At 66.9% G+C, this 22186-nt stretch carries 20 protein-coding genes and 1 pseudogene; 11 read left to right on the top strand and 10 right to left on the bottom strand.

All coding sequences use genetic code 11. The features are described 5' to 3' along the window. Window positions 1–44: 44 nt before the first annotated feature. The gene (locus EGT29_RS17310) at window positions 45–1625 is read right to left on the bottom strand and encodes a 3,4-dehydroadipyl-CoA semialdehyde dehydrogenase (RefSeq protein ID WP_124690141.1); all 1581 of its coding nucleotides are present in this window, start codon (window positions 1623–1625) and stop codon (window positions 45–47) included. Next, complete coding sequence (locus EGT29_RS17305) at window positions 1622–2086, bottom strand: DUF4863 family protein (RefSeq protein ID WP_124690140.1); 465 nt, start codon at window positions 2084–2086, stop codon at window positions 1622–1624. The genes EGT29_RS17310 and EGT29_RS17305 overlap by 4 nt, the downstream gene beginning before the upstream one ends. 171 nt (window positions 2087–2257) lie before the next feature. Here EGT29_RS17305 and EGT29_RS17300 point away from each other — a divergent pair, with 171 nt between their 5' ends. The 7 genes and pseudogenes from EGT29_RS17300 (at window position 2258) to EGT29_RS17270 (ending at window position 9345) form a co-directional block, all read left to right on the top strand. Continuing rightward, window positions 2258–3187, top strand: a complete 930-nt coding sequence (locus EGT29_RS17300) for a helix-turn-helix transcriptional regulator (protein WP_124690139.1) — start codon at window positions 2258–2260, stop codon at window positions 3185–3187. Window positions 3188–3418: 231 nt separating this feature from the next. Beyond that, window positions 3419–5098, top strand: coding sequence for a 2,3-epoxybenzoyl-CoA dihydrolase (gene boxC / locus EGT29_RS17295; RefSeq protein WP_124690138.1), 1680 nt, complete (start codon window positions 3419–3421; stop codon window positions 5096–5098). Window positions 5099–5130: 32 nt separating this feature from the next. Further along, window positions 5131–6558, top strand: coding sequence for a benzoyl-CoA 2,3-epoxidase subunit BoxB (gene boxB / locus EGT29_RS17290; protein WP_124690137.1), 1428 nt, complete (start codon window positions 5131–5133; stop codon window positions 6556–6558). Window positions 6559–6571: 13 nt separating this feature from the next. Then, window positions 6572–7846: a benzoyl-CoA 2,3-epoxidase subunit BoxA gene (boxA, locus tag EGT29_RS17285; RefSeq protein ID WP_124690136.1), complete on the top strand. Its 1275-nt coding sequence runs from the start codon at window positions 6572–6574 to the stop codon at window positions 7844–7846. 5 nt (window positions 7847–7851) lie between these two features. Continuing rightward, complete coding sequence (locus EGT29_RS17280; protein WP_124690135.1) at window positions 7852–8634, top strand: enoyl-CoA hydratase-related protein; 783 nt, start codon at window positions 7852–7854, stop codon at window positions 8632–8634. Window positions 8635–8729: 95 nt separating this feature from the next. Further along, window positions 8730–8849, top strand: a pseudogene (locus EGT29_RS17275) (enoyl-CoA hydratase); the annotation flags it as partial. Window positions 8850–8892: 43 nt separating this feature from the next. Beyond that, the gene (locus tag EGT29_RS17270; RefSeq protein WP_124690134.1) at window positions 8893–9345 is read left to right on the top strand and encodes a MaoC family dehydratase; all 453 of its coding nucleotides are present in this window, start codon (window positions 8893–8895) and stop codon (window positions 9343–9345) included. Window positions 9346–9365: 20 nt separating this feature from the next. Here EGT29_RS17270 and EGT29_RS17265 read toward each other — a convergent pair whose 3' ends face one another. Genes EGT29_RS17265 through EGT29_RS17255 form a run of 3 tightly spaced genes read right to left on the bottom strand, consistent with a single transcriptional unit; the run spans window position 9366 to window position 11757 of the window. Next, window positions 9366–9644: a DUF6587 family protein gene (locus EGT29_RS17265; protein ID WP_124690133.1), complete on the bottom strand. Its 279-nt coding sequence runs from the start codon at window positions 9642–9644 to the stop codon at window positions 9366–9368. Window positions 9645–9660: 16 nt separating this feature from the next. After that, window positions 9661–11508 carry a ferrous iron transport protein B gene (gene feoB / locus EGT29_RS17260; protein WP_124690132.1) on the bottom strand — a complete coding sequence of 616 codons (1848 nt, stop codon included), beginning with the start codon at window positions 11506–11508 and terminating at the stop codon, window positions 9661–9663. 6 nt (window positions 11509–11514) lie between these two features. Then, window positions 11515–11757, bottom strand: a complete 243-nt coding sequence (locus EGT29_RS17255; RefSeq protein ID WP_087841524.1) for a FeoA family protein — start codon at window positions 11755–11757, stop codon at window positions 11515–11517. Between the two features lie 188 nt (window positions 11758–11945). Between EGT29_RS17255 and EGT29_RS17250 the strand changes: the two genes are divergently transcribed. Then, window positions 11946–12164 (top strand): hypothetical protein, encoded by a 219-nt coding sequence (locus tag EGT29_RS17250; RefSeq protein WP_124690131.1) that lies wholly within the window; start codon window positions 11946–11948, stop codon window positions 12162–12164. A gap of 18 nt (window positions 12165–12182) precedes the next feature. Here the strand turns inward: EGT29_RS17250 and EGT29_RS17245 are convergent, their stop codons facing one another. From EGT29_RS17245 to EGT29_RS17225, 5 genes are all read right to left on the bottom strand, one after another. Beyond that, window positions 12183–13070, bottom strand: coding sequence for a UDP-2,3-diacylglucosamine diphosphatase (locus tag EGT29_RS17245; RefSeq protein WP_238160065.1), 888 nt, complete (start codon window positions 13068–13070; stop codon window positions 12183–12185). Window positions 13071–13147: 77 nt separating this feature from the next. Next, on the bottom strand, window positions 13148–14071 hold the full coding sequence (locus EGT29_RS28750; protein ID WP_124690129.1) for an alpha/beta fold hydrolase: 924 nt from the start codon (window positions 14069–14071) through the stop codon (window positions 13148–13150). Continuing rightward, on the bottom strand, window positions 14068–14829 hold the full coding sequence (locus tag EGT29_RS17235) for a tetratricopeptide repeat protein (RefSeq protein ID WP_124692411.1): 762 nt from the start codon (window positions 14827–14829) through the stop codon (window positions 14068–14070). Before EGT29_RS17235 ends, EGT29_RS28750 begins: the two co-directional genes overlap by 4 nt. Before the next feature lie 512 nt (window positions 14830–15341). Continuing rightward, window positions 15342–17600: a TonB-dependent siderophore receptor gene (locus EGT29_RS17230; protein ID WP_238160064.1), complete on the bottom strand. Its 2259-nt coding sequence runs from the start codon at window positions 17598–17600 to the stop codon at window positions 15342–15344. Between the two features lie 236 nt (window positions 17601–17836). Continuing rightward, window positions 17837–18274, bottom strand: a complete 438-nt coding sequence (locus EGT29_RS17225; protein ID WP_124690128.1) for an RDD family protein — start codon at window positions 18272–18274, stop codon at window positions 17837–17839. Window positions 18275–18733: 459 nt separating this feature from the next. Between EGT29_RS17225 and EGT29_RS17220 the strand changes: the two genes are divergently transcribed. The 3 genes from EGT29_RS17220 (at window position 18734) to ilvC (ending at window position 22159) form a co-directional block, all read left to right on the top strand. Next, window positions 18734–20455: an acetolactate synthase 3 catalytic subunit gene (locus tag EGT29_RS17220; RefSeq protein WP_124690127.1), complete on the top strand. Its 1722-nt coding sequence runs from the start codon at window positions 18734–18736 to the stop codon at window positions 20453–20455. A gap of 9 nt (window positions 20456–20464) precedes the next feature. After that, window positions 20465–20956: an acetolactate synthase small subunit gene (ilvN, locus tag EGT29_RS17215; protein ID WP_087841377.1), complete on the top strand. Its 492-nt coding sequence runs from the start codon at window positions 20465–20467 to the stop codon at window positions 20954–20956. 186 nt (window positions 20957–21142) lie between these two features. Continuing rightward, entirely contained in the window at window positions 21143–22159 is a 1017-nt protein-coding gene (gene ilvC / locus EGT29_RS17210; RefSeq protein WP_124690126.1) for a ketol-acid reductoisomerase, read from the top strand. Window positions 22160–22186: the final 27 nt, after the last annotated feature.

Raw genomic sequence — 22186 nt, 5'->3', positions numbered from 1 at the left:
CTCCGGCGGCCTCTGGTCGGGCCTGGCGCCGGCGGCGTCCTGTGTCAATGTCCCGGGGCGCTCCGCCGCGGCTCGGCGCCGCCCAGGAGGTCCGTCACGGCGCCGGCAGCCTGGACGGCGGCACGGCGATGGTAGAAGCCAAGCGCCCGCAAGCCGCCCAGTTCCTCGCCCCCGCCGGCCCTGCCCGGGCCGCCGTGCAGCGACATGGGCATGACGTTGCCGTGGCCCGTGTGGACGGCGGCGACCTCGGGCGTCACGACGTGCAGGCGTCCGTGGCTGTCGGCCAGCGCCAGGGCAGCGTCGGCGGCCAGCGCGGCGTCGGCGGTGTAGAGCGAGGCCACCAGCGACCCCTGTCCCAGGCGTATCTGGTCCAGCGCGTTGGGCAAGCCTTCATAAGGCAGCAGCGTGGCCACCGGGCCGAATACCTCGGTGTCGTGCACGATGCCGGCGCCCTCGCGGCGCGCGGCGCCCAGCAGCGTGGGGCCGGCGCAGGCCGCCACGGACGGATCGGCATCCACCAGCGGGACCGCCGAACCGTCGTGCAGCACGTCGGCGTGGCGGCGCAGGGCCGCGGTACCCGACTGCACGCTTTCCCATTGCTGGCGGCTGGCCAGCGCGCCCATGCGGACCGTCTCGTTGCGCGGGTTGCCCACGGTGATGCGCGACAGTTTCGCGGCGATGGCCTCGCCGGCCGCCGCGTAACAGGACGCGGGAACGAATATGCGGCGGATGGCCGTGCATTTCTGCCCCGACTTGACCGTCATTTCACGCACCACTTCGCGCACCAGCAGATCGAAGGCCTCGGAGCCGGGCTGCGCGTCGGGCAGCAGCAGCGCGCTGTTCAGGCTGTCGGCCTCGATGTTGACGCGCACCGAGCGGCGCACGACGGCGTCGTGCGAGCGGATGGCGGCGGCGGTATCGGCCGAGCCGGTGAACGACACCACGTCGAAGGGCTGCAGGGGCGACAACAATCCTTGGGCGCTGCCGCAGACGACGGACAGAGCGCCGGCCGGCAGGATACCCGCGGCGATCACATCGGCGACCATGGCCTGCGTCAGCCAGGCGGTGGCGGTGGCCGGCTTGGCGACCACCGGAACGCCGGAGAGCAGCGCGGGGGCGGCTTTTTCCCACAATCCCCAGGCGGGGAAATTGAAGGCGTTGATGAATAGGGCCAGGCCGCGCGTCGGCACCTGCACGTGGCGGCTGCGGAACGCGCCGTCCTTGGCCAGGGGGACCGTTTCGCCGTCCGGCAGCCAGCGCGTGGCGCCCAGCGACGCGCCCCAGCGGGCGTACTGGCCCAGCGTGAAGATGGCGCCGTCGATGTCGACCGCCGAGTCCTGCTTCGTGGTGCCGGAGTTGGCCAGCGCGATATCGAAATAGCGGTCGCGGTTGGCCTTGAGCACGTCCACGATCGCGGACAGCAGGCCGGCGCGCTGCGCGTAGGTCAGCGCGCGCAGCGCCGGGCCGCCGTTGTCGCGGGCATAGGCATAGCCGGCCTCCAGGTCCAGCCCCGCGTTCGAGACGCGGACCAGTTCCGTGCCCAGCACGGGATCGAACAGCGGCGTGCCGGGGCCGCCGCCGGCCTGCCAGCGGCCCGCCAGATGATTGGGGAGCAGTTCGGTCATGGCTTCGTGAACTCGATGGCGCCGTCGGGCAGCAGGTACAGGACCAGCGCGCGGCCGCCCGCGACGGTGGGGCGGTGGGCGCTGCGGGGCGGGTAGACCTTCCAGCCCGCGGGCGTGCCGTCGAAGCGGGCGCCGGGGGTCTGGGGCATGACCATGTCGATTTCGCCGTTGGGATGGATATGGTGGGGGCCGGCCAGATCGACCATGTCGACCACGTCCACCGAGAAGCCGGCGGAGTCGGGACCGGGCTTGAGCACGCGGCCGTAGCGCACGCCGCCGGCCTCGCGGTTGCACAGCCAGCCCTCGCTCACGCCGGTTTCACAGGCGCGGGTCATGTCGCGGAACCAGTCCGAATCCGGGCCGTGGTGGCGGTTGAGGTAGTCCTCGAGCGCGGCGTCCACGGGGCGTCCGCCTATGGACCGGGTTATCGTCTTTACCAGGGATTCAAATGAATCGCGCATGAACTCGTCTCCTCAGGCATACTGGACTTCATGTCACCGCACGTTGAATCATGAAGTATCGTGCATGTCCGTGTGTCGAGACAATACGCGGCCTGCTTGGGTCGTGTCAAAAAGAATCTGCATCCTGCGGGTAAGTCCCAGGGGTGCCTACCATCTAGCGGGTGAGGTCCGATGAAAGAAGAGGCAGTTTCCGAGGCGGGGCAGGCCGCGGCCAACGACGCGCCGGCCAAGGAACCTTTTCTGGTGACGCTGGGAGAACGAATACGGACGCTGCGGGCCCGCCGGGGCGTGACCCGCAAGGCCACGGCTTCGGCCGCCGGGATCTCGGAGCGGCACCTTGCCAACCTGGAACTGGGGACGGGCAACGCCTCCATCCTGATCCTGCTGCAGGTTTCCCAGGCCCTGCAATGTTCGCTGGCCGAGATACTGGGCGACGTCACCACCACCAGTCCGGAGTGGCTGCTGATCCGCGAGCTGCTCGAAGGGCGGTCCGAGGCCGACCTGCATCGCGCCCGCAATACGCTGACGGAAATGTTCGGCTCGCGCGAGAACAACCATTCCCGCCTGTCCCGCATCGCCCTGGTCGGGCTGAGGGGGGCGGGCAAGTCCACGCTGGGCCGGATGCTGGCCGAGGACCTGGGCTATACCTTCATCGAGCTCAGCAGGGAGATCGAGAAGGTGGCCGGCTGCAGCATCGTCGAGATCCATTCGCTGTACGGCGCCAACGCCTATCGCCGCTACGAGCGGCGGGCGCTGGAAGAAACCGTGCAGATTCATCCCGAGGTCGTCATCGCCACGCCGGGCGGCCTGGTGTCGGACGTCTCGACCTTCAATCTGCTGCTGTCGCATTGCTATACGGTCTGGCTGCAGGCCGACCCCGAGGACCATATGCGCCGGGTCGTGGCCCAGGGCGACTTCCGCCCCATGTCGGGCAGCCGCGAGGCCATGGAAGACCTCAAGCGCATCCTGGCCGGCCGGGCCGCGTTCTATGCCAAGGCCGATGCCCGCTACAACACCAGCGGACATTCGCTGGAAGAGGCTTTCGCCGGCCTGCGTTCGCTGGTGCGCAACGCGGCGGGCATGGTGGACTGGAGTATGTAGTAGGCCCCCCCCTACGCGCTGACGCGCGCCCCCAGGGGGCGAAACCGGCGGACCGGCGAAGCCGGATCCGCGGTTTCCTGGGGCTGGGGCGGTTGTCTGGGGTTGGGGGGGGGTTCTGAATCGTCAGGGTTGATCCTAGTTGGCGGAGGCTTGACGCGCTTGGATGCATGAACTATCTTTCATTCAACTGCTAGTTGATGCACTAAGATGCATAAACGTCGAGGAGATGTCATGAGCAATGTCGTTCAGGCCGATCAGGCTTCCGGGAAGGTGGACTACCGTACGGATCCGTCCCGGTACCGGCACTGGAAGCTGAGTTTCGAGGGGCAGGTGGCGACGCTGGGCCTGGATATCGCCGAGGATGGCGGGTTGCGGCCGGGGTATCGGCTCAAGCTCAATTCCTATGATCTGGGCGTGGACATTGAACTGCACGATGCGCTGAACCGCATCCGCTTCGAGCATCCGGAAGTGCGCACGGTGGTGGTCACCAGCCTGAAGGACCGGATCTTCTGCTCCGGCGCCAACATCTTCATGCTGGGGCTGTCGACCCACGCCTGGAAGGTGAATTTCTGCAAGTTCACCAACGAGACCCGCAACGGCATCGAGGACTCCAGCCGCCATTCGGGGCTGAAGTTCCTGGCCGCCATCAACGGCGCCTGCGCCGGCGGCGGCTATGAACTGGCGCTGGCCTGCGACGATCTGGTGCTGATCGACGACAAGTCCTCGTCGGTGTCGCTGCCCGAGGTGCCGCTGCTGGGCGTGCTGCCCGGCACAGGCGGCCTGACCCGCGTCACGGACAAGCGCCACGTGCGCCATGACCTGGCCGACATTTTCTGCACGACCAGCGAAGGCGTGCGCGGCCAGCGGGCGGTGGACTGGCGGCTGGTGGACTGTGCGCCCAAGCCTTCGCAGTTCGCCCAGGTGGTGCAGGAGCGCGCGCAGCGACTGGCCGAGGCCAGCGACCGGCCGGCCGGCGCGAAGGGCGTGGCCCTGGTCCGCGTCGAGCGCACCGAAGAGGCCGATGCGCTGCGCTACCGCTACGTGGACGTGCGGATAGACCGCGCCAATCGCAGCGCCGTGTTCACCGTGAAGGCGCCGAATGCGGCGCAGCCCGAGGACGTGGGCGGCATCGTGGCGGCCGGCACGGCATGGTGGCCGATGGCGATGGCGCGTGAACTGGACGACGCCATCCTGCACATGCGCACTAATGAACTGGACATCGGCACCTGGCTGCTCAAGACCCAGGGCGATGCCGCCCGGGTGCTGGCCTGCGACGCCACGCTCCAGCGCCACGCCGGCCACTGGTTCGTGCGCGAGGTCACGGGCCTTCTGCGCCGCACGCTGGCGCGGCTGGACGTCTCGTCGCGTTCGCTGTTCGCGCTGATCGAGCCGGATTCGTGCTTCGCCGGTACGCTGGCCGAACTGGCTTTCGCCGCCGACCGCGCCTATATGCTGGCGCTGCCCGACGAACCCGGTCGCGCGCCGCAGCTGACGCTGTCGGAACTGAATTTCGGCGCTTATCCGATGGTCAACGGCCAGTCGCGCCTGGACCGCCGGTTCTACGAGGAAGCCGAGCCGCTGGCCGCCGCCCGGGCGCAGATCGGCAAGGCGCTGGACGCGGACGCCGCCTACGCCCTGGGGCTGGTGACCGCGGCGCCGGACGACATCGACTGGGCCGACGAGATCCGCATCGCCATCGAGGAGCGCGCCGCCATGTCGCCGGATGCGCTGACCGGGCTGGAGGCCAATCTGCGCTTCGCCAGCCAGGAAACCATGGAAACGCGGATCTTCGGCCGCCTGAGTGCGTGGCAGAACTGGATCTTCAACCGGCCGAACGCGGTGGGGGAAAAGGGTGCCCTGAAGGTGTACGGCAAGGGCGAGAAAGCGGCCTTCGATCTGAATCGAGTGTAACCATCCGCAGTCCGGACCAACGGAGTCGAGACATGTCCAGCATCAACTACAGCGAGAAGATTCCCAACAACGTCAATCTGTCGGAGGACCGCACGCTGCAACGCGCGCTGGAACAATGGCAGCCGAACTTCCTGAGCTGGTGGGGCGACGTGGGGCCGGAAGGAAGCACGAACTACGACGTCTATTTGCGCACGGCCATCAGCGTTGATCCGCAGGGCTGGGCCCAGTTCGGCCACGTCAAGATGCCGGACTACCGCTGGGGCATCTTCCTGAACCCGGCCGAGAAGGAACGCAAGATCCATTTCGGCGACCACATGGGCGAGGCCGCGTGGCAGGACGTCCCGGGCGAACACCGCGCCAACCTGCGCCGCATCATCGTCACGCAGGGCGACACCGAGCCGGCCTCGGTCGAGCAGCAGCGCCACCTGGGCCTGACCGCGCCGTCCATGTACGACCTGCGCAACCTGTTCCAGGTCAACGTCGAGGAAGGCCGCCACCTGTGGGCCATGGTGTACCTGCTGCACCGCTATTTCGGCCGTGACGGCCGCGAGGAGGCCGAGGCGCTGCTGGACCGCCGCTCGGGCGACCAGGACAATCCCCGCATCCTGGGCGCCTTCAACGAGCGCACGCCGGATTGGCTGTCTTTCTTCATGTTCACGTATTTCACCGACCGCGACGGCAAGTTCCAGTTGAGCGCGCTGGCCGAATCGGGCTTCGATCCGCTGGCCCGTACGACCAAGTTCATGCTGACCGAGGAAGCGCACCACATGTTCGTGGGCGAGTCGGGCGTCTCGCGCGTGATCCAGCGCACCTGCGAGGTCATGAACCAGCTCAAGACCGACGACCCCGCCCGCATCCGCGCGGCCGGCGTGATCGATTTCGGCACCATCCAGCGCTACCTGAATTTCCACTACAGCGTGACGATCGACCTGTTCGGCGCCGACGAGTCCTCGAACGCCGCGGCGTTCTACAGCTCGGGCCTGAAGGGGCGATACGAGGAAGGCAAGCGCACCGACGACCACAGGCTGCGCAACGAGAACTACAAGGTGCTGGAAGTGCGCGACGGCAGGCTGGTCGAGAAGGAGGTTCCGATGCTGAACGGCCTGAACGAAGTCCTGCGCGACGACTACATCAAGGATTCGATGGCGGGCGTGGGCCGCTGGAACAAGGTGATCGAGAAGGCCGGCATACCCGTGCGGCTGACCGTGCCGCACAAGGCGTTCAATCGCCAGATCGGCTCGCTGTCGGGCGTGCGCATCTCGCCCGAGGGCCAGGTCGTGTCGCAGGCCGAATGGGACGCCAGAAAGGACCAGTGGCTGGCCACGCCGGACGACCGCGCCTTCGTCGCCTCGCTGATGGGGCGCGTGGTCGAACCGGGCAAGTTCGCCAACTGGATCGCGCCGCCGGTCATGGGCATCAATCGCCAGCCGGTGGATTTCGAGTACATCCGCTTCAACTGAGCAAGCCCTCATCATGGATACGCCAGTCCAGACGGTCGTCATCAAGCAGCACCTGATCGACCCGGAAATCTGCATACGCTGCAACACCTGCGAAGCGACGTGTCCCGTCGACGCCATCACCCACGACGACAACAACTACGTCGTGCGGGCCGATGTGTGCAACAGTTGCATGGCCTGTGTGCCGCCGTGCCCCACGGGGGCGATCGACAACTGGCGTGCCGTTCCGAAATCCGCCGCCTATAGCATCGAGGATCAGTTCACCTGGGATGAACTTCCCGGCGAACTGACTCCCGACCAATTGGCGGCGGCGGGCGCGGAAGCGGTCGAGGAAGAGGCGGTCCAGGAAGCGGCGCCGCAGCCGGCCGCCTCCGCCGCCGGCGAGGCGGCGTTCAATTCGGGTGCCCATGGCGCCACCACGCCTCCGTGGTCAGCCGCCCATGCCTACACCAACCTGTATGGCCCGCGCAGTCCGATCACGGCTACCGTGGTCGGCAACGTGCGCGTCAACGAGCCGGGCACGCAGAACGAGACCCATCACATCGTGCTGGATTTCGGCTCGCTGCCATTCCCGGTGCTGGAGGGCCAGTCCATCGGCATCGTGCCGCCCGGGGCCGACGCCCAGGGCAAGGCGCATCATGCGCGCCAGTACTCCATCGCCAGTCCCCGCAATGGCGAGCGGCCCGGCTACAACAACATTTCACTGACGGTCAAGCGCGTGACGGCCGACCACCAGGGCAACCCGGTGCAAGGCCTCTGTTCGAACTATGTATGCGACCTGAAGGTGGGGGACAAGGTCCAGGTCATCGGCCCCTTCGGCGCCTCGTTCCTGATGCCCAATCATCCGCGCTCGCACATCGTGATGATCTGTACCGGGACGGGCAGCGCGCCCATGCGGGCCATGACCGAATGGCGGCGGCGGCTGCGCGGGAAGGGAAGGTTCGAGGGCGGCAAGCTGATGTTGTTCTTCGGCGCCCGGACCAAGGAAGAGCTGCCTTACTTCGGTCCCCTGATGAGCCTGCCCAAGGATTTCATCGACATCAACCTGGCGTTCTCGCGCGCGCCGGGCACGCCCAAGCGCTACGTCCAGGACCTGATGCGCGAGCGCGCCGCGGACCTGGCCGGACTGCTGCAGGATGCCAATACGCATTTCTATGTCTGCGGGCTCAAGAGCATGGAAGAGGGCGTCGTCATCGCCCTGCGCGACGTGGCCTTGCAGGCCGGGCTGAACTGGGAGGCCATTTCCGCTGCGCTCAAGCGCGAAGGCCGCCTGCACCTCGAGACCTACTAAAGCCCATGGACACTCTTCGGATAACCAGGAACGAATCGGGCGTGGTCGACGTGCGCATGGCGCGGCCCGAGGTCTTCAACGCCTTCGACGAACGGATGATCGAAGAACTGGCCACGGTCTTCGCCGAGTTGGGCCGGGACGAGGCCGTGCGGGTGATCGTGCTTTCCGGGGAAGGCAAGGCCTTCAGCGCAGGGGCGGACCTGCAGTGGATGCAGCGCGCCAGCCAGGCCAGCGTGGAATGGAATCTGGAGGACGCCCGGCGCTTCGCCGCCATGCTGGACGCCATCGCGTCCTGTCCCAAGCCGACGATCGCCCGCGTCCACGGCGTGGCGCTGGGCGGCGGCGTGGGGCTGGCCTGCGCGTGCGACATGGCGGTGGCCAGCAGCGATGCCCGTTTCGCCGCCAGCGAGGCCCGTTTCGGCATCCTGCCCGCCGTCATCAGTCCCTATCTGGTCAATGCCGTGGGCAAGCGCCATGCGCAGCGCCTGGCGCTGACCGCCTCGCGCATCGACGCGCAGGCGGCGCTGGACATGGGCATGGTGCAGCAGGTGGTCGACATCCCCGACCTGGATGCCGCGGTCGAGGCGATCGTGGCTGAACTGCTGGCCAACGGCCCGCGGGCGCTGGCCGAGATCAAGGGCTTGTTCGGACAACTGGAAGTCGGCCCCGTCACCCCCGAGGTGCGCGAGCTGACCGCCCGCACGATCAGCCGCGTGCGCGGTACCGACGAGGCGCGCGAGGGTTTCGCGGCCTTCCTGGCCAAGCGGCCCGCGGCCTGGATCCGATGACACCCACCCAGCAGAGTTTCCCGATGTCTCGTTCCCTGGCCGTGGATACCCAGGATTTCCGCATCGACCTTGGCGACGATGGCGTGGCCGAACTCGCCGCCTGGCCGGCCTTCGAGCATTCCCTGGCGATGGAGATCATGGGATTCGCCGGAGCCGATGCGCGCGAAGGGCTGGCGGCCCTGAGCGAGAAGCGTCCGCCGCGTTTCGGCGGATGAGCGGCGGCTGGAGCAGGGCGTCAACAACAAGGAGAACGACGCAATGAAGTTTGCCGATTTCCACCCGGGCATGATCATCGAAGCCGGCCCCCGGCGGATCGAGGAGGCGGAGATGCTGGCCTTCGCCCGCAGCTACGATCCGCAGTGGTTCCACGTGGACGGCAAGGCCGCGGGCAAGGGGCGGTTCGGCGCGCTGATCGCCAGCGGATGGCAGACCTGCGGCATTGCGATGGACCTGGCCGTCAGGGCGGTGCTGCACGACTCCGAGTCGTTCGCGTCGCCAGGCGTCGAACAGGTGCGCTGGCCCCATCCGGTCATGTCGGGAGACGAATTGCGTTTGCGTGCCGAGGTGCTGGAAGTGCGGACCTCGCGCAGCCGGCCCGAGCTGGGCGTGCTGCGCTGGCGCTGGCATCTGTTGAACCAGGATGGGAAGGAGGTCCTGGAATTGACCGCCACGAGCCTGTTCGACCTGACGCCCGGGGCAGCGCGGGGCTGACAGCCAGCCCGGTTTCCTTTCTACTTTCTTGCGTGGACCTGGACGGTCTTGGTTTCGCCAGGGCCGCAGGTTCCGCATGTCCCGCAGCCGCTGCCGCATCCCGCGTCGGGCGCGGCGGCGCCCAGTTTCCTGCCCAGTTTTCGCAGCCAGGCGGCCTGGCCCGGGCGGTCCAGGCGGAGCGCCAGCCACGATTGCATGCGCATGCGCGTCTTGGGCGCGAAGCGGCCGAAGGCCCGGATGGCGCAGGCGGCCACGATCAGGGCCACCACCGAGAGCTCGAACAGGGAATAGGCGCTCATGGAAGCCTCCCAGGTGTCAGGTCAGCATCCTCGTCACCTGATAGGTGATGAAGGATGCGATGTAAGCCAGCCCGAACAGGTAGCCGGCGGTTAGCGCGACCACCTTCCAGGAATTCGTTTCGCGCCGGATCACGGCCAGCGTCGACAGGCACTGCGGCGCGAAGATGAACCAGGCCAGCAGCGAGAACGCGGTCGCCAGCGGCCATTGGGCGGCGATCAGCGGCGTCAGCATGGTCGAGGCCGCGTCGTCGTCGGCGGCCGACAGCGCGTACACCGTGGCCAGCGCACCCACTGCGACTTCGCGCGCGGCCAGGCCGGGAATCAGCGCGATCGAAATCTGCCAGTTGAAGCCGATGGGCGCGAACACGGTCTGCAGGGCTTCCCCGATGCGGCCGGCGAAGCTGTACTCGATGGCCGGGCCGGTGGCCCCCTCGGGCGGGCCGGGGAAGCTGGACAGGAACCAGATCAGCACGGTCAGCGCCATGATGATGCCACCCACGCGCGCCAGGAAGATGCGGGCCCGCTCGACCAGGCCGGTGGCCACGTCGCGCAGGTTGGGGATGCGGTAGGAGGGCAGTTCCAGCAGCAGCGAATGTTCGGTCGTGTCCCGGCGCAGCAGCTTCATGACCCAGGACACCGCCAGCGCGCTGACGATGCCGGCCACGTACAGCGCGAACAGCGTGACGCCCTGCAGGTTGAAGATGCCCAGCACCGTGCGGCTGGGAATGAAGGCGCCGATCAGCAGCGTGTAGACCGGCAGGCGCGCCGAGCAGGTCATCAGCGGCGCGACCAGGATCGTGGCCAGCCGGTCGCGCGGGTCCTGGATGGTGCGCGTGGCCATGATGCCGGGGATCGCGCAGGCGAAGCTCGACAGCAGCGGGATGAACGAACGCCCGGTCAGGCCGGCGCCCACCATCATGCGGTCCAGCAGGAAGGCGGCGCGCGGCAGGTAGCCCGACTCTTCCAGCAGCAGGATGAAGAAGAACAGGAACAGGATCTGCGGCAGGAACACCAGTACGCTGCCGGCACCCGCGATGATGCCGTCGACCAGCAGGCTGTTGAGCATGCCCTCGGGCAGCGTTCCGCCCACCCAGGCACCCAGGGACGAGACCGAGGTCTCGATCAGGTCCATGAGCGGTTCGGCCCACGAGAACACCGCCTGGAACATCAGGAACATGACGACGGCCAGCGTGACGAGCCCCAGCACGGGATGCAGGACCCAGCGGTCGATGGCGTCGTCGATGGCGGCGGTGCGCCGCGGCATCGACACGGCCTCGCGCAGCAGCCCGTTGACCACCTGGTGCAGGTCGGCGTCGGCCGGCTGCGCCGCTGGCACGGCGGAGATGTCGCCATCGATGCGCGCCAGCAACTGCGCCGCGCCGTCGCGCTTGATCGCGACGGTTTCCACGATGGGAATGCCCAGCGCCTGCTGCAGCTTGTCGCGATCGATCTGGATGCCGCGCTTGGCCGCGGCGTCCACCATGTTGAGCGCCAGGACCATGGGCAGCCCCAGCCGCTGCAGTTCCAGCACGAAGTGCAGGTGCAGGCGCAGGTTGGTCGCGTCCACCACGGCCACCAGCAGGTCCGGCCGACGCTCGCCGGCGAAGTTGCCCATGCAGACGTCGCGGGTGATGGCTTCGTCCGGGCTGGTGGCGTGCAGGCTGTAGGCGCCGGGAAGGTCCAGCACGCTGACCTGCAGGCCCGAGGGCGTGACCAGCCGGCCCTCCTTGCGCTCGACGGTGACGCCGGCATAGTTGGCCACCTTCTGGCGGCTGCCCGTCAGCAGGTTGAACAGGGCGGTCTTTCCGCAGTTCGGGTTGCCGACCAGGGCAACGCGCAGATTGGACAAGGTAGTGGTGGACATCGGGATTCAGGAAGCGAGCGGTTCGACCAGGACCCGCGCGGCTTCGGAGCGGCGCAGGGCGAAACGGGTGAAACCGATCTGTATCAGCAGGGGGTCGGCTCCGATCGGGCCGCGCGCCACGATGCGCACGCGCTCGCCCGCCACGAATCCGAGATCGCGCAGGCGCACGGCAATGGGGTCCGCCGGGGCGGCGTCTTCGACGGCGTTGACGGCGGCGTCATGGCCGTAAGGTAGCTCGGAGAGGCGGATGGCCATGTGCTCGTTCGGTAGAAGAAAATGAAAACGATTACTAATTATAAAAGTTTTGCACCGATCCGGGGCGAATAGCCGCCATATCGGCAAGGGCAGTGCCAGAGGTAAGGAATTGCTAGCTGCTCCACCGTGGCGGCCGGGCATCGGTTATCTTGATGCCGTCACATCACCAAAAAGGGGGAGATATGAAGGCATCCGTCATCGTCGGCCTGCTGCTGATCGTGCTGGGCGTGGTCGCGCTGGGCTACAAGGGCTTTTCGTACACGTCGGAAGAAACGCTGCTCAAGGTCGGTCCGGTCGAGGCCACCGCCGATACCCGGAAGACGGTTCCCATTCCCACCTGGGCCGGCGTGGCCGCCATCGTGGTCGGCGCCGCGGTGATCGTGCTGGGACGCAGGCGCTGATCGCCGCCTTCGGGCGGGTCAGACGTCGGCCGTTTCGGTCTGCGAGCTTTCGCGGGCCGGCTGGGGCGCGGGGCGGGGCGCCAAGGCCGAGGGCAGGGCGGGCAGTTCCAGCGGCCGGCGCCGCCTGGACTTGACCGCCGCCGGCTCGCCCGCGTCGGTCAGATGGGTCCAGTACACCAGCTGCAGCTGGCCGTGCTCGTCCTCGACCAGGGCCGACAGGCTTTCCACCCAATCCCCGTCATTGCAGTACAGCACCCCATCCACATGCCGGATCTCCGGCTTGTGGATGTGGCCGCACACGACGCCGTCGTAGCCCTGGCGCCTGGCCTCGTTGACCAGCACGTCCTCGAAGTTGGTGATGAAGGACACGGCGTTCTTCACCTTGTGCTTCAGGTACTGGGACAGCGACCAGTAGTGCAGTCCCAGGCGGCGGCGCACGCGGTTGAAGTGCAGGTTCAGCCACAGCGCGAAGGTGTATAGCGTGTCGCCCAGGTGGGCCAGCCACTTGCTGTGCTGGATCACGCCGTCGAACTGGTCGCCGTGGGTGACCCACAGGCGCTTGCCGTCGGCCGTGACGTGGACGGCGTCTTCCTGGACCTGGATGTCGCCGAAGGCATAGCCGATGAACTGCCGGGCGAATTCATCGTGGTTGCCGGGAATGAAGACGACGCGCGTCCCCTTGCGCGCCTTGCGCAATACCTTCTGCACCACGTCGTTGTGGGCCTGGGGCCAGGTCCAGCTCTTGCGGAGCTGCCAGCCGTCGATGATGTCGCCGACCAGATAAAGGGTCTCGGCCTCGTTGTGCTTGAGGAAATCCAGCAGGTGGCTGGCGTTGCAGCCGGCGGTTCCCAGATGCAGATCCGAGATCCAGATGGTGCGCCATTGGGTAGGGAGCGATGTCGTCACGCTGGCCGGGAGGATGTTTCCATGGAATGAATGGAAACATGCCGCGATGACGTGTTTGTGACGGTGCCGGACCGTTGTCAGGCCGCGTCGCTTTCCGCCGTTTCCAGGGCGTGCAGGGCCGACAGGCGTTGTTCGATGAAAGCCCGCACGCCGGCATCGTGGGCCAGGGCCATGTGTCCCACACGGGCCACCACGAGGCTGGCCGCGGCGCCCGGCAGCAAGGCGCGATCCACGGGGCAGACGATGTTGTCGTGGTGCGAGGCGATGCAGATGCACCGGCTGGCCACCGCCGGGGTCTCGGCGGTCTGCAAGTCGCACAGCCAGGGACTGTCGGGCAGCATCTGGGCCGCGCATTCCCCGCGCCCGAAGCGTGCGTGCCAGGTACCCCGGTGCGGCGTGCCCAGGGTGATGACGTGGCCGATGGGCGCGTCGGGTACGACGCGCAGCGCGGCCCGCGTCGCGAGGCCGCCCATGCTGTGCGCGATCACGGTCACTCGCTCGTGGCCCGTGCGCAGCACCAGGGCGGCGGCCTCGGCGGCCACCTGCTTGCCGAATCCGTCTATGCCGGCCCGGGGCGGTTCCAGGTCCAGCGCGGCGACGATCCAGCCGCGCGCAGCCAGCCAGGTATCGAAGTCGCGCCAGACGCCGCGGTTGCAGCCGTAGCCGTGCACCAGCAGCACGGCGCCGCGCGCATGGGCGGGCATGCGGATGGGCCAGCGGTGCCGCCACGGGATGTCCAGGTACATGTTGCGCAGGGAAAGGTAGATTTCCTTGGGCATGGCGGCCAGCCAGCCGGGCGGGCCGGCGGGGCCGCCGCGGTCGGTCAGCAGCCTGGCCAGCGCGAAGCCCAGGGCGACGACCGCCGCGTGGATGACGACGGCCAGCACGAGCGCGGCCAGCAGGGCGGCGGGCCAGGGCAGCCAGGCCGACAGGGCCCACGAGGTCAGCGCCACCAGGAGCGCCACGCCGAGCGTGAACCCGCGCATGGCCCAAGCCATCATGCGGCGGGACCTCGCGTGGCCGGGCGTACGGCCAGTTCGGCGGCCTTGGCGCGCACGCGTGCGTCGGCGACCTGTTCCAGGAAGGCGCGGGCCTTGGCGAGAAAGGCCGGGGTGGCGGTTGCGGGCAGGCGGTCGAGCCAGGGCAGCGCGGCGTCGATGTCGCCGCGCTCGATCAAGAGGCGCGCGTAGTTGAACTGTCCGCGGAAGTCGCCTCCCTCGGCCGCGCGGCGGTAGTGTTCGAGGGCCTGCTGTTTGTCGACCGGGACTTCCCAGCCGTCTTCGTGGAAGCCGCCGATGATGTTGATCGATTTCGCATGGCCCAGCGCCGCCGCCTTTTCGAACCATGCCAGCGCCTGGGGCCGGTCGGTGGAAACGCCTTCGCCCAGCGCCAGGGCGGTGGCGTAGTTGTACATGCCCCAGTCCAGTCCCTGCTGCGCGGCCAGCCGGTACCAGTAGGTCGCCAGCACGAGGTTCACCGGCACGCCCCAGCCGTGGTGGTGGCATTGGCCGAGCATGTTCATGGCCATGGGATGGTCGGCGTCGGCGGCGCGCTTGAACCAGTACACGGCCTGTTCCCGATCGACGGGCAGGCCCTGGCCGTCCAGCAGCATCTGTCCGAACACCGCCTGGGCCTCGGCCACGCCCCCCTCGGCCGCGGCCCGTACCCACGCCGCGGCGCGCTCGCGCGGGCCGCGCAGGATCTCGGCCAGGTCGTCGGCGGTGGCGGCGTTCAGTTGCTGTGGAGAGATGGGCTCCATGGTTTTGGGGGTGTTGATGGGACTCATGGGATTGTGCATCAAAGAACTTGGGTTCCAAACACGGCCGTGTCCGGGGGCGCGGGGCCGCATGGGGCGCAACGGAGCCGGTCCCGGCCTTTGGCCGGGACTTCCCGGCGTTCAGGCACTTGGCGGGGCGGGCGCAGAACTCGGGCGGGCACAGTCCCCCGGACTGTGCCTACTGCCGCCCTCAAACAGCTGCGCCCTTGCTTCCCCGCCAAGCACCTGAACGCCGGCGGCTCCAATGCGCCCCATGCGGCCCCGCGCCCCCGGACACGGCCTGCAACGTCGCGAAGCGTGGCTCACATGGAGCGGGGTAGGGCGGAAAAGAAAAGAGGCGCCTTGCTTACGCAAGGCACCTCCCACAGACAAACCAGGACACGCAGAATAGCCGCCCCCCGCCAGCCCGGTAGTTCCCAGGGATGCGGTGGATCCGGCTTTGCCGGTCCACCCGCATCGCCCCCTGGGGGGCGCGCGTAAGCGCGTAGGGGGGGTCAATATTTTAAGTTGAGGTTCAGGATCGCGGCGCGGCCCGCGCCGACCGATGCGTAGTGCGTCGAGTAGGTCGTGGTGAAGTAGCGCTTGTCGGTCAGGTTCATCAGATTCAGCTGCAGGCTGACGTTGCGGTTGATCCGATAGGCCGCCATCGCGTCGAAGCGGGTGTAGCCGGGGATGTAACGGCGCACCGCCGCGTTCGAGCCGTATTGCTTGCTGGAGATGAACACGCCGCCGCCGATCGAGAAGTCGCTGTTGATGGCATACGTGGTCCACAGCGTGGCCGTGTGCTTGGGGGTGTTGGGGAACGCCTGGCCGCTGGCGGCCGCGGTGTCACGGCCCAGGTCGCGGACTTCGCTGTCCAGGAACGTGTAGCCGCCGAACACTTGCCAGGCCTTGGTGATGCTGCCCGAGGCGCCGACTTCGAAGCCGTTGATGCGGCGGTTGCCGGCCATGGCGTAGGTGCCGTCGGGCTGGGTTACGCGGGCGTTCGTGGTGTCGATGCGGAAGATCGCCCCGGACAGCGCAAGGCGGTTGTCCAGCACGTTCCACTTGGTGCCGACTTCCAGCGAACGGTTCTTTTCCGGAGCCATGTCCTTGGCGTTGACGCCCACGCCGCCACGCCCCGGGACGATGCCCTGGGATTCCGAGCCCTGGCCCAGGGTGGAGTTCGCCGGCGTCGACGACGTGCCGTACGACACGTAGACGCTGCCGTTCTTGGCCGGCTTGTAGATCAGGCCGAGCTGGTAGTTGAACAGCGTGTCGCTGCGGCCCACGTCGGCGGTCGGGCTGACCAGGCCGGTTTTGTAGTTGTCCACGCGCGCGCCGAGGTTGGTCAGCCACTTCTCGCTCAGCTTGATGGTGTCGAAGCCGTAGACCGAGAAGGTGGTGGCCTTGAAGTGGTTGTTGCGCTCGCCTTCGACCGTCGAGCCGTTCCACGGATCGTTGGGATTGGGATTGTAGAGGTCCGTGCAGTTGTAGCCGGACGGCGCGCCGACACCCGCCGCGCAAGTCGCGGCTCCGGTGTTGTTGGGGCTCGGCAGCGTGCGTGCCACGGTGTACGAGCCGGTATCCGATTTCTCGCGGGAGATCTCGATGCCGGTGTTGAAGCTGTGCTCGTAGCCGCCCAGGTTGGCCTTGCCGAACAGTTCGGTCTGGTTGGCGATGGTGTGCACGCCGCCGGTGCGGGACTTCGCGTTGCGCCAGACGCGGCCGTCGTTCACGTTGCCCTGGCTGTCATCGGGATTGGTCCACACATAGCGCTGGTCCACGGACGTGTAGCGCAGCGTGTTGCGCACCGTGAGATTGCTGCTGATGTCGTGTTCGACGCGGGCGGTGGCGACGTCCGAGCGGGTCTTGTAGAAGTCGCTTTTCAGGCCGTAGAAGTTGTCCATGTTGACGGTGACGGGGCGGATCGCGGTGACGCCGGCCGGAACCTTGTTGCCGTACATGAACGGGATGCCGGAGTCCGGCGTATCGTCGGTCTGGATGTGCGAATAGCTGAGGGTGACGCGGGTGGGCGTATTCAGGCCCCAGGTGAACGAGGGGGCGATACCCCAGCGGGACACGTCCACGCCGTTGCGGCCCGCCACGTCGGCATCGTGCGCCATCGCGTTCAGGCGGAAGGCCATGTTGTCGCCCAGTAACCAGTTGCCGTCGACCGTGGCGCGCTTGTAGTTGTCCGTGCCCAGGCCCAGCGTGGCATTGGTGAACTTCTCGGCCTTGGGCGTCTTGGTGATCAGGTTGATGCTGCCGCCCGCGCCGCCGCGGCCGCCGTAGGCCCCGTCCGGACCCTTGATGACCTCGATCTGTTCGAGGTTGAAGACTTCACGCGTCACGGCGCCGATATCGCGCATGCCATCGACGTACGTGCTCGATTGCGCGTCGTAGCCACGGATGAACGGCCGGTCGCCCAGCGGGTTGCCGCCTTCGCCGGCCCCGAACGAGATGCCGGGTGTCAGGCGCAGCGCTTCGGTCAGGGTGGTGGACGCCGTGTTCTCGATGATTTCCTGGGGGATGACGGTGACGCTCTTGGGCGTGTCCAGCAGCGGCGCGGTGAATTTCTGCGAGGCCGACTGGTCGGCCTTGTACGCCGATTCGGCTTCGCCGCGCACCGTGATGGGCGCGAGCTGGCCGCTGGTGCGGGGCGCGTCGGCCGAGGTGGCGTTCTGCGCCTGGGCCTGGACGGCCGGCACGAACGTGAGCGCGCTGATGGCGGCCGCCAAGGTATTGAACCTGAACTGGTTCGTAGGTATCACCGTGAAATCCCCCAAAGCTGGGCGCGAGGCCCGTCATGAATGCGGGGCGGGGTGCCTGGCCCCCACCCTCGATGAAATGAGATGAAACTCTAACGAAGAATGATTCGCATTCTTCGATGACCAGGGAAGATAGGCGTCGTCGGCTTACAGAAAGCTGAACATCGACTGGCCGGCAGGGGATTTCGGGAAAAATGCAACATCAGGCGCCGGATTTGCGGCGCCTGATGAGGGATGGGTCAACGGGTGGAGACGAGACGGGTGCCGACTAGGCGGTCGTGCGGGAACTGGCGGTCGCGGTCGAAGAAGGTCCAGACGAAACCCAGGCCGGTCAGGGTGAAGGGCCAGGCCAGGACGTAGCGCAGCACGGCCTTCCAGACTGGGGGGCGGCCGCCGTTGGCGTCGACCAGCCGGATGTGCCAGGTCTTCATCGGCAGGGTCTGACCGCCCAGCCGCCAGCACAGCACGAAATAGACGCCGATGACGCAGAACAGCCACGCCTGGCGTTCGTGCCGCAGCATGAGCGCGTGCCGGCTCTGGGTCAGGGTGTCGAACAGGTAGTCGGCCACGAACACCACCCCGAACAGCAGGATGGCTTCGTACATCATGCAGGCGAACCGGCGCCAGCGGCCCGGCGCGGCCTGGGGGGCGGGGGAGGCGGATGGGGTGTCGTTCATGGGGCGCTACGATAACCCGAGCGCGGGCGGCTTCGCCCGGCCGCGCCCGCGACCCGGGGGAAAGTCCCAGTCGCTGCGGCGAGCCTTGACCGCACCGCAACATTCCTGATAGCCTAGCGGGCTCGCCGAAAGCGTTACAAAAGCCAACGGCAGAGAGCTTCATCTGGCGCCAGGCACCCCTGCGCGCCATGCAGTGCAGTCAACCAAGCCTGGCCCGCGCCAAAAGCGTTGTGGCGGCCTTAGCCCCAGGGGCGAAGGCAGTCCGGTCCCGGCCTTCCGTTTCAACCTTCAGTGCTCGTTCCGGTGAACGTGCGCGAGGTCGGCAGGGTGGGCGAGTGGAACGGTTCCGTGAACCGTGAAGCGTCGCCGCATGTTGCCGGTGCCCGCGCAGGTTTGGTTTCCCTGCCGATGGCAGTACCGCCCGGGGCGTCAGCGCGAACTTGAATGGACGAAAATCCAATGGAACTCACAGGCGCAGAGATCGTCGTGCGCGCCCTGGCCGACGAAGGTGTCGAACATGTGTTCGGCTATCCGGGCGGCTCGGTCTTGTACATCTACGACGAGATCTTCAAGCAAGACAGATTCAAGCACATCCTGGTGCGTCACGAGCAGGCAGCCGTGCACGCCGCGGACGCGTATTCGCGCGTATCGAACCGCGTCGGCGTGGCGCTGGTCACCAGCGGTCCCGGCGTGACCAACGCGGTCACCGGCATCGCCACCGCCTACATGGATTCGATTCCCATGGTGGTGCTGACCGGCCAGGTGCCCACCTCGGCCATCGGCCAGGATGCATTCCAGGAAGCTGACACGGTCGGCATCACCCGGCCGTGCGTCAAGCACAACTTCCTGGTCAAGGACGTCAAGGACCTCGCGGACGTCATCCGCAAGGCCTTCTACATCGCCCGCACCGGCCGTCCCGGTCCCGTGCTGGTCGACATTCCCAAGGACATCACGATCGCTCGCGGGAAATACACCCCGCCCACGGGCGAGATCAAGATGCGTTCCTACTCGCCCGTCGTGAAGGGACACCAGGGCCAGATCAAGAAGGCGGTCCAGCTGCTGCTGCAGGCCGAGCGCCCCATGATCTACACCGGCGGCGGCGTGATCCTGTCCGACGCCGCGCCCGAGCTGACCAAGCTCGTGCAGATGCTGGACATGCCCTGCACCAACACGCTGATGGGCCTGGGCGCGTTCCCCGCGGATGACCGCCGCTTCGTGGGCATGCCAGGCATGCACGGCACCTACGAAGCCAACATGGCGATGCAGCACTGCGACGTGCTGGTGGCCATCGGCGCCCGCTTCGACGACCGCGTCATCGGCAATCCCAAGCATTTCGCGCAGAACGCCCGCAAGATCGTCCACATCGACATCGACCCGTCGTCGATCTCCAAGCGCGTGAAGGTCGACGTGCCCATCGTGGGCGACGTCAAGGACGTGCTGCTGGACTTCCTGGCGCAGGTCGAGGCCTCGCTCAAGGAAACCAAGCGCAATCCCGAGCAGATCGCCGGATGGTGGAAGCAGATCGGTGCCTGGCGCGAGCGCGAGTGCCTGAAGTACAAGTCCTCCGACGAAGTCATCAAGCCGCAGTTCGTGATCGAGAAGCTGTGCGAGATCACCCGCGGCGAAGCCTTCGTGACCTCGGACGTGGGCCAGCACCAGATGTGGGCCGCGCAGTACTACCGCTTCAACAAGCCGCGCCGCTGGGTCAATTCCGGTGGCCTGGGCACCATGGGCGTCGGCCTGCCGTACGCCATGGGCGTGCAGATGCTGCATCCGGATGCCGACATCGCCGTCATCACCGGCGAAGGCTCGATCCAGATGAACATCCAGGAGCTGTCGACCTGCCAGCAGTACCATCTCAGCCCCAAGATCCTGTGCCTGAACAACCGGTACCTGGGCATGGTGCGCCAGTGGCAGCAGATCGACTACGGTTCGCGCTATGCCGAGTCGTACATGGATTCGCTGCCTGACTTCGTCAAGCTGGTCGAGGCCTACGGCCACGTCGGCATGCGCATCGAAAGCCCGCGCGACGTCGAGGGCGCGCTGCGCGAAGCCTTCACCACGCACAAGAAACGCCTGGTGTTCCTGGATATCATCACGGACCGCACGGAAAACGTGTGGCCCATGGTGAAGGCCGGCAAGGGCCTGACCGAGATGCTGCTCGGTTCCGAAGATCTTTAAGGAGCGCACATGAGACATGCCATATCCGTGCTCCTGGAGAACGAAGCCGGCGCACTTTCCCGGGTGGTTGGACTTTTCTCGGCCCGCGGCTACAACATCGAGACGCTGACCGTCGCCCCGACCGAGGATGCCACGCTTTCGCGCATGACCATCGTCACCTCGGGCTCCGACGACGTCATCGAGCAGATCACCAAGCACCTGAACCGCCTGGTCGAGGTGGTCAAGGTGGTGGACCTGACCGAGGCGCCGCACATCGAGCGCGAACTGATGCTGATCAAGGTTCGCGCGGTGGGCAAGGAGCGCGAGGAAATGAAGCGGATGGTCGATATTTTCCGCGGCCATATCGTCGACGTGACCGACAAGAGCTATACCGTCGAACTGACCGGCGACAAGGGCAAGCTGGACGCCTTCATCGAGGCGCTCGATCGTGCCAGCATTCTTGAAACGGTGCGCACCGGCAGCTGCGGCGTGGGTCGTGGCGAACGGGTATTGAAGATTTAACCCCCCTGATTTGTTGTCCCCCCCTACGCGCTGACGCGCGCCCCCCAGGGGGCGGCACTGGCGGACCGGCAGAGCCGGATCCGCGGTGCCCTTGGTCTTGCGGGTTCACCCGCGGGGCTGAGGTGGGGGTGGTAAGTGTTTTGATTGAATTTGAACTGATTCTGAATTGAATCTTGGAGAGCATCCATGAAGGTTTTCTACGATAAAGATTGTGATCTGTCGCTGATCAAGGGCAAGACCGTCGCCATCATCGGCTACGGTTCGCAAGGCCATGCCCATGCCCAGAACCTGAACGACTCCGGCGTCAAGGTCGTGGTCGGCCTGCGCAAGGGTGGCGCTTCGTGGGACAAGGCCGCCAACGCCGGCCTGACGGTCAAGGAAGTGAACGAGGCGGTGAAGGATGCCGACGTCGTCATGATCCTGCTGCCCGACGAGAACATCGCCAAGGTCTACGCCGAGAACGTCGGCCCCAACATGAAGAAGGGTGCCGTGCTGGCCTTCGCCCACGGCTTCAACGTCCACTACGGCGCCGTCGTGCCCCGTGAAGACATCGACGTCATCATGGTCGCTCCCAAGGCCCCCGGCCATACCGTGCGCGGCACGTACACCCAGGGCGGCGGCGTGCCCCACCTGGTGGCCGTGCATCAGGACAAGTCCGGCGCCGCCCGCGACATCGCCCTGTCGTACGCCATGGCCAACGGCGGCGGCCGTGCCGGCATCATCGAGACCAACTTCCGCGAAGAAACCGAAACCGACCTGTTCGGCGAACAAGCCGTGCTGTGCGGCGGTACCGTCGAGCTGATCAAGGCTGGCTTCGAGACGCTGGTGGAAGCCGGCTACGCGCCCGAGATGGCCTACTTCGAGTGCCTGCACGAGCTCAAGCTGATCGTCGACCTGATCTACGAAGGCGGCATCGCGAACATGAACTACTCGATCTCGAACAACGCGGAATACGGCGAGTACGTCACCGGCCCGCGCATCGTGAACGAAGACACCAAGAACGCCATGCGCGCCGTCCTGAAGGACATCCAGACCGGCGAATATGCCAAGAGCTTCCTGCTGGAGAACATGGCCGGCGCCCCGACGTTGAAGTCGCGCCGTCGTTTGAACGCCGAGCACGATATCGAGGTGGTTGGCGGCAAGCTGCGCGACATGATGCCCTGGATCCGCAAGAACAAGCTGGTCGATCAGAGCAAGAACTAGAACCCCCCCTACGCGCTTGCGCGCGCC

The sequence above is a fragment of the Pigmentiphaga sp. H8 genome (assembly GCF_003854895.1).
GTDB lineage: Bacteria > Pseudomonadota > Gammaproteobacteria > Burkholderiales > Burkholderiaceae_B > Pigmentiphaga.
Note: the sequence above shows the minus strand (reverse complement) of the source record. Positions and strands in the feature narration are given on the sequence as shown.

Bases quoted from the DNA above. Each gene is read 5' to 3' on its own strand.
- EGT29_RS17310 (WP_124690141.1), bottom strand. From the start codon at position 1,625: ATGACCGAACTGCTCCCCAATCATCTGGCGGGCCGCTGGCAGGCCGGC.
- EGT29_RS17305 (WP_124690140.1), bottom strand. From the start codon at position 2,086: ATGCGCGATTCATTTGAATCCCTGGTAAAGACGATAACCCGGTCCATA.
- EGT29_RS17300 (WP_124690139.1), top strand. From the start codon at position 2,258: ATGAAAGAAGAGGCAGTTTCCGAGGCGGGGCAGGCCGCGGCCAACGAC.
- boxC (WP_124690138.1), top strand. From the start codon at position 3,419: ATGAGCAATGTCGTTCAGGCCGATCAGGCTTCCGGGAAGGTGGACTAC.
- boxB (WP_124690137.1), top strand. From the start codon at position 5,131: ATGTCCAGCATCAACTACAGCGAGAAGATTCCCAACAACGTCAATCTG.
- boxA (WP_124690136.1), top strand. From the start codon at position 6,572: ATGGATACGCCAGTCCAGACGGTCGTCATCAAGCAGCACCTGATCGAC.
- EGT29_RS17280 (WP_124690135.1), top strand. From the start codon at position 7,852: ATGGACACTCTTCGGATAACCAGGAACGAATCGGGCGTGGTCGACGTG.
- EGT29_RS17270 (WP_124690134.1), top strand. From the start codon at position 8,893: ATGAAGTTTGCCGATTTCCACCCGGGCATGATCATCGAAGCCGGCCCC.
- EGT29_RS17265 (WP_124690133.1), bottom strand. From the start codon at position 9,644: ATGAGCGCCTATTCCCTGTTCGAGCTCTCGGTGGTGGCCCTGATCGTG.
- feoB (WP_124690132.1), bottom strand. From the start codon at position 11,508: ATGTCCACCACTACCTTGTCCAATCTGCGCGTTGCCCTGGTCGGCAAC.
- EGT29_RS17250 (WP_124690131.1), top strand. From the start codon at position 11,946: ATGAAGGCATCCGTCATCGTCGGCCTGCTGCTGATCGTGCTGGGCGTG.
- EGT29_RS28750 (WP_124690129.1), bottom strand. From the start codon at position 14,071: ATGATGGCTTGGGCCATGCGCGGGTTCACGCTCGGCGTGGCGCTCCTG.
- EGT29_RS17235 (WP_124692411.1), bottom strand. From the start codon at position 14,829: ATGGAGCCCATCTCTCCACAGCAACTGAACGCCGCCACCGCCGACGAC.
- EGT29_RS17225 (WP_124690128.1), bottom strand. From the start codon at position 18,274: ATGAACGACACCCCATCCGCCTCCCCCGCCCCCCAGGCCGCGCCGGGC.
- EGT29_RS17220 (WP_124690127.1), top strand. From the start codon at position 18,734: ATGGAACTCACAGGCGCAGAGATCGTCGTGCGCGCCCTGGCCGACGAA.
- ilvN (WP_087841377.1), top strand. From the start codon at position 20,465: ATGAGACATGCCATATCCGTGCTCCTGGAGAACGAAGCCGGCGCACTT.
- ilvC (WP_124690126.1), top strand. From the start codon at position 21,143: ATGAAGGTTTTCTACGATAAAGATTGTGATCTGTCGCTGATCAAGGGC.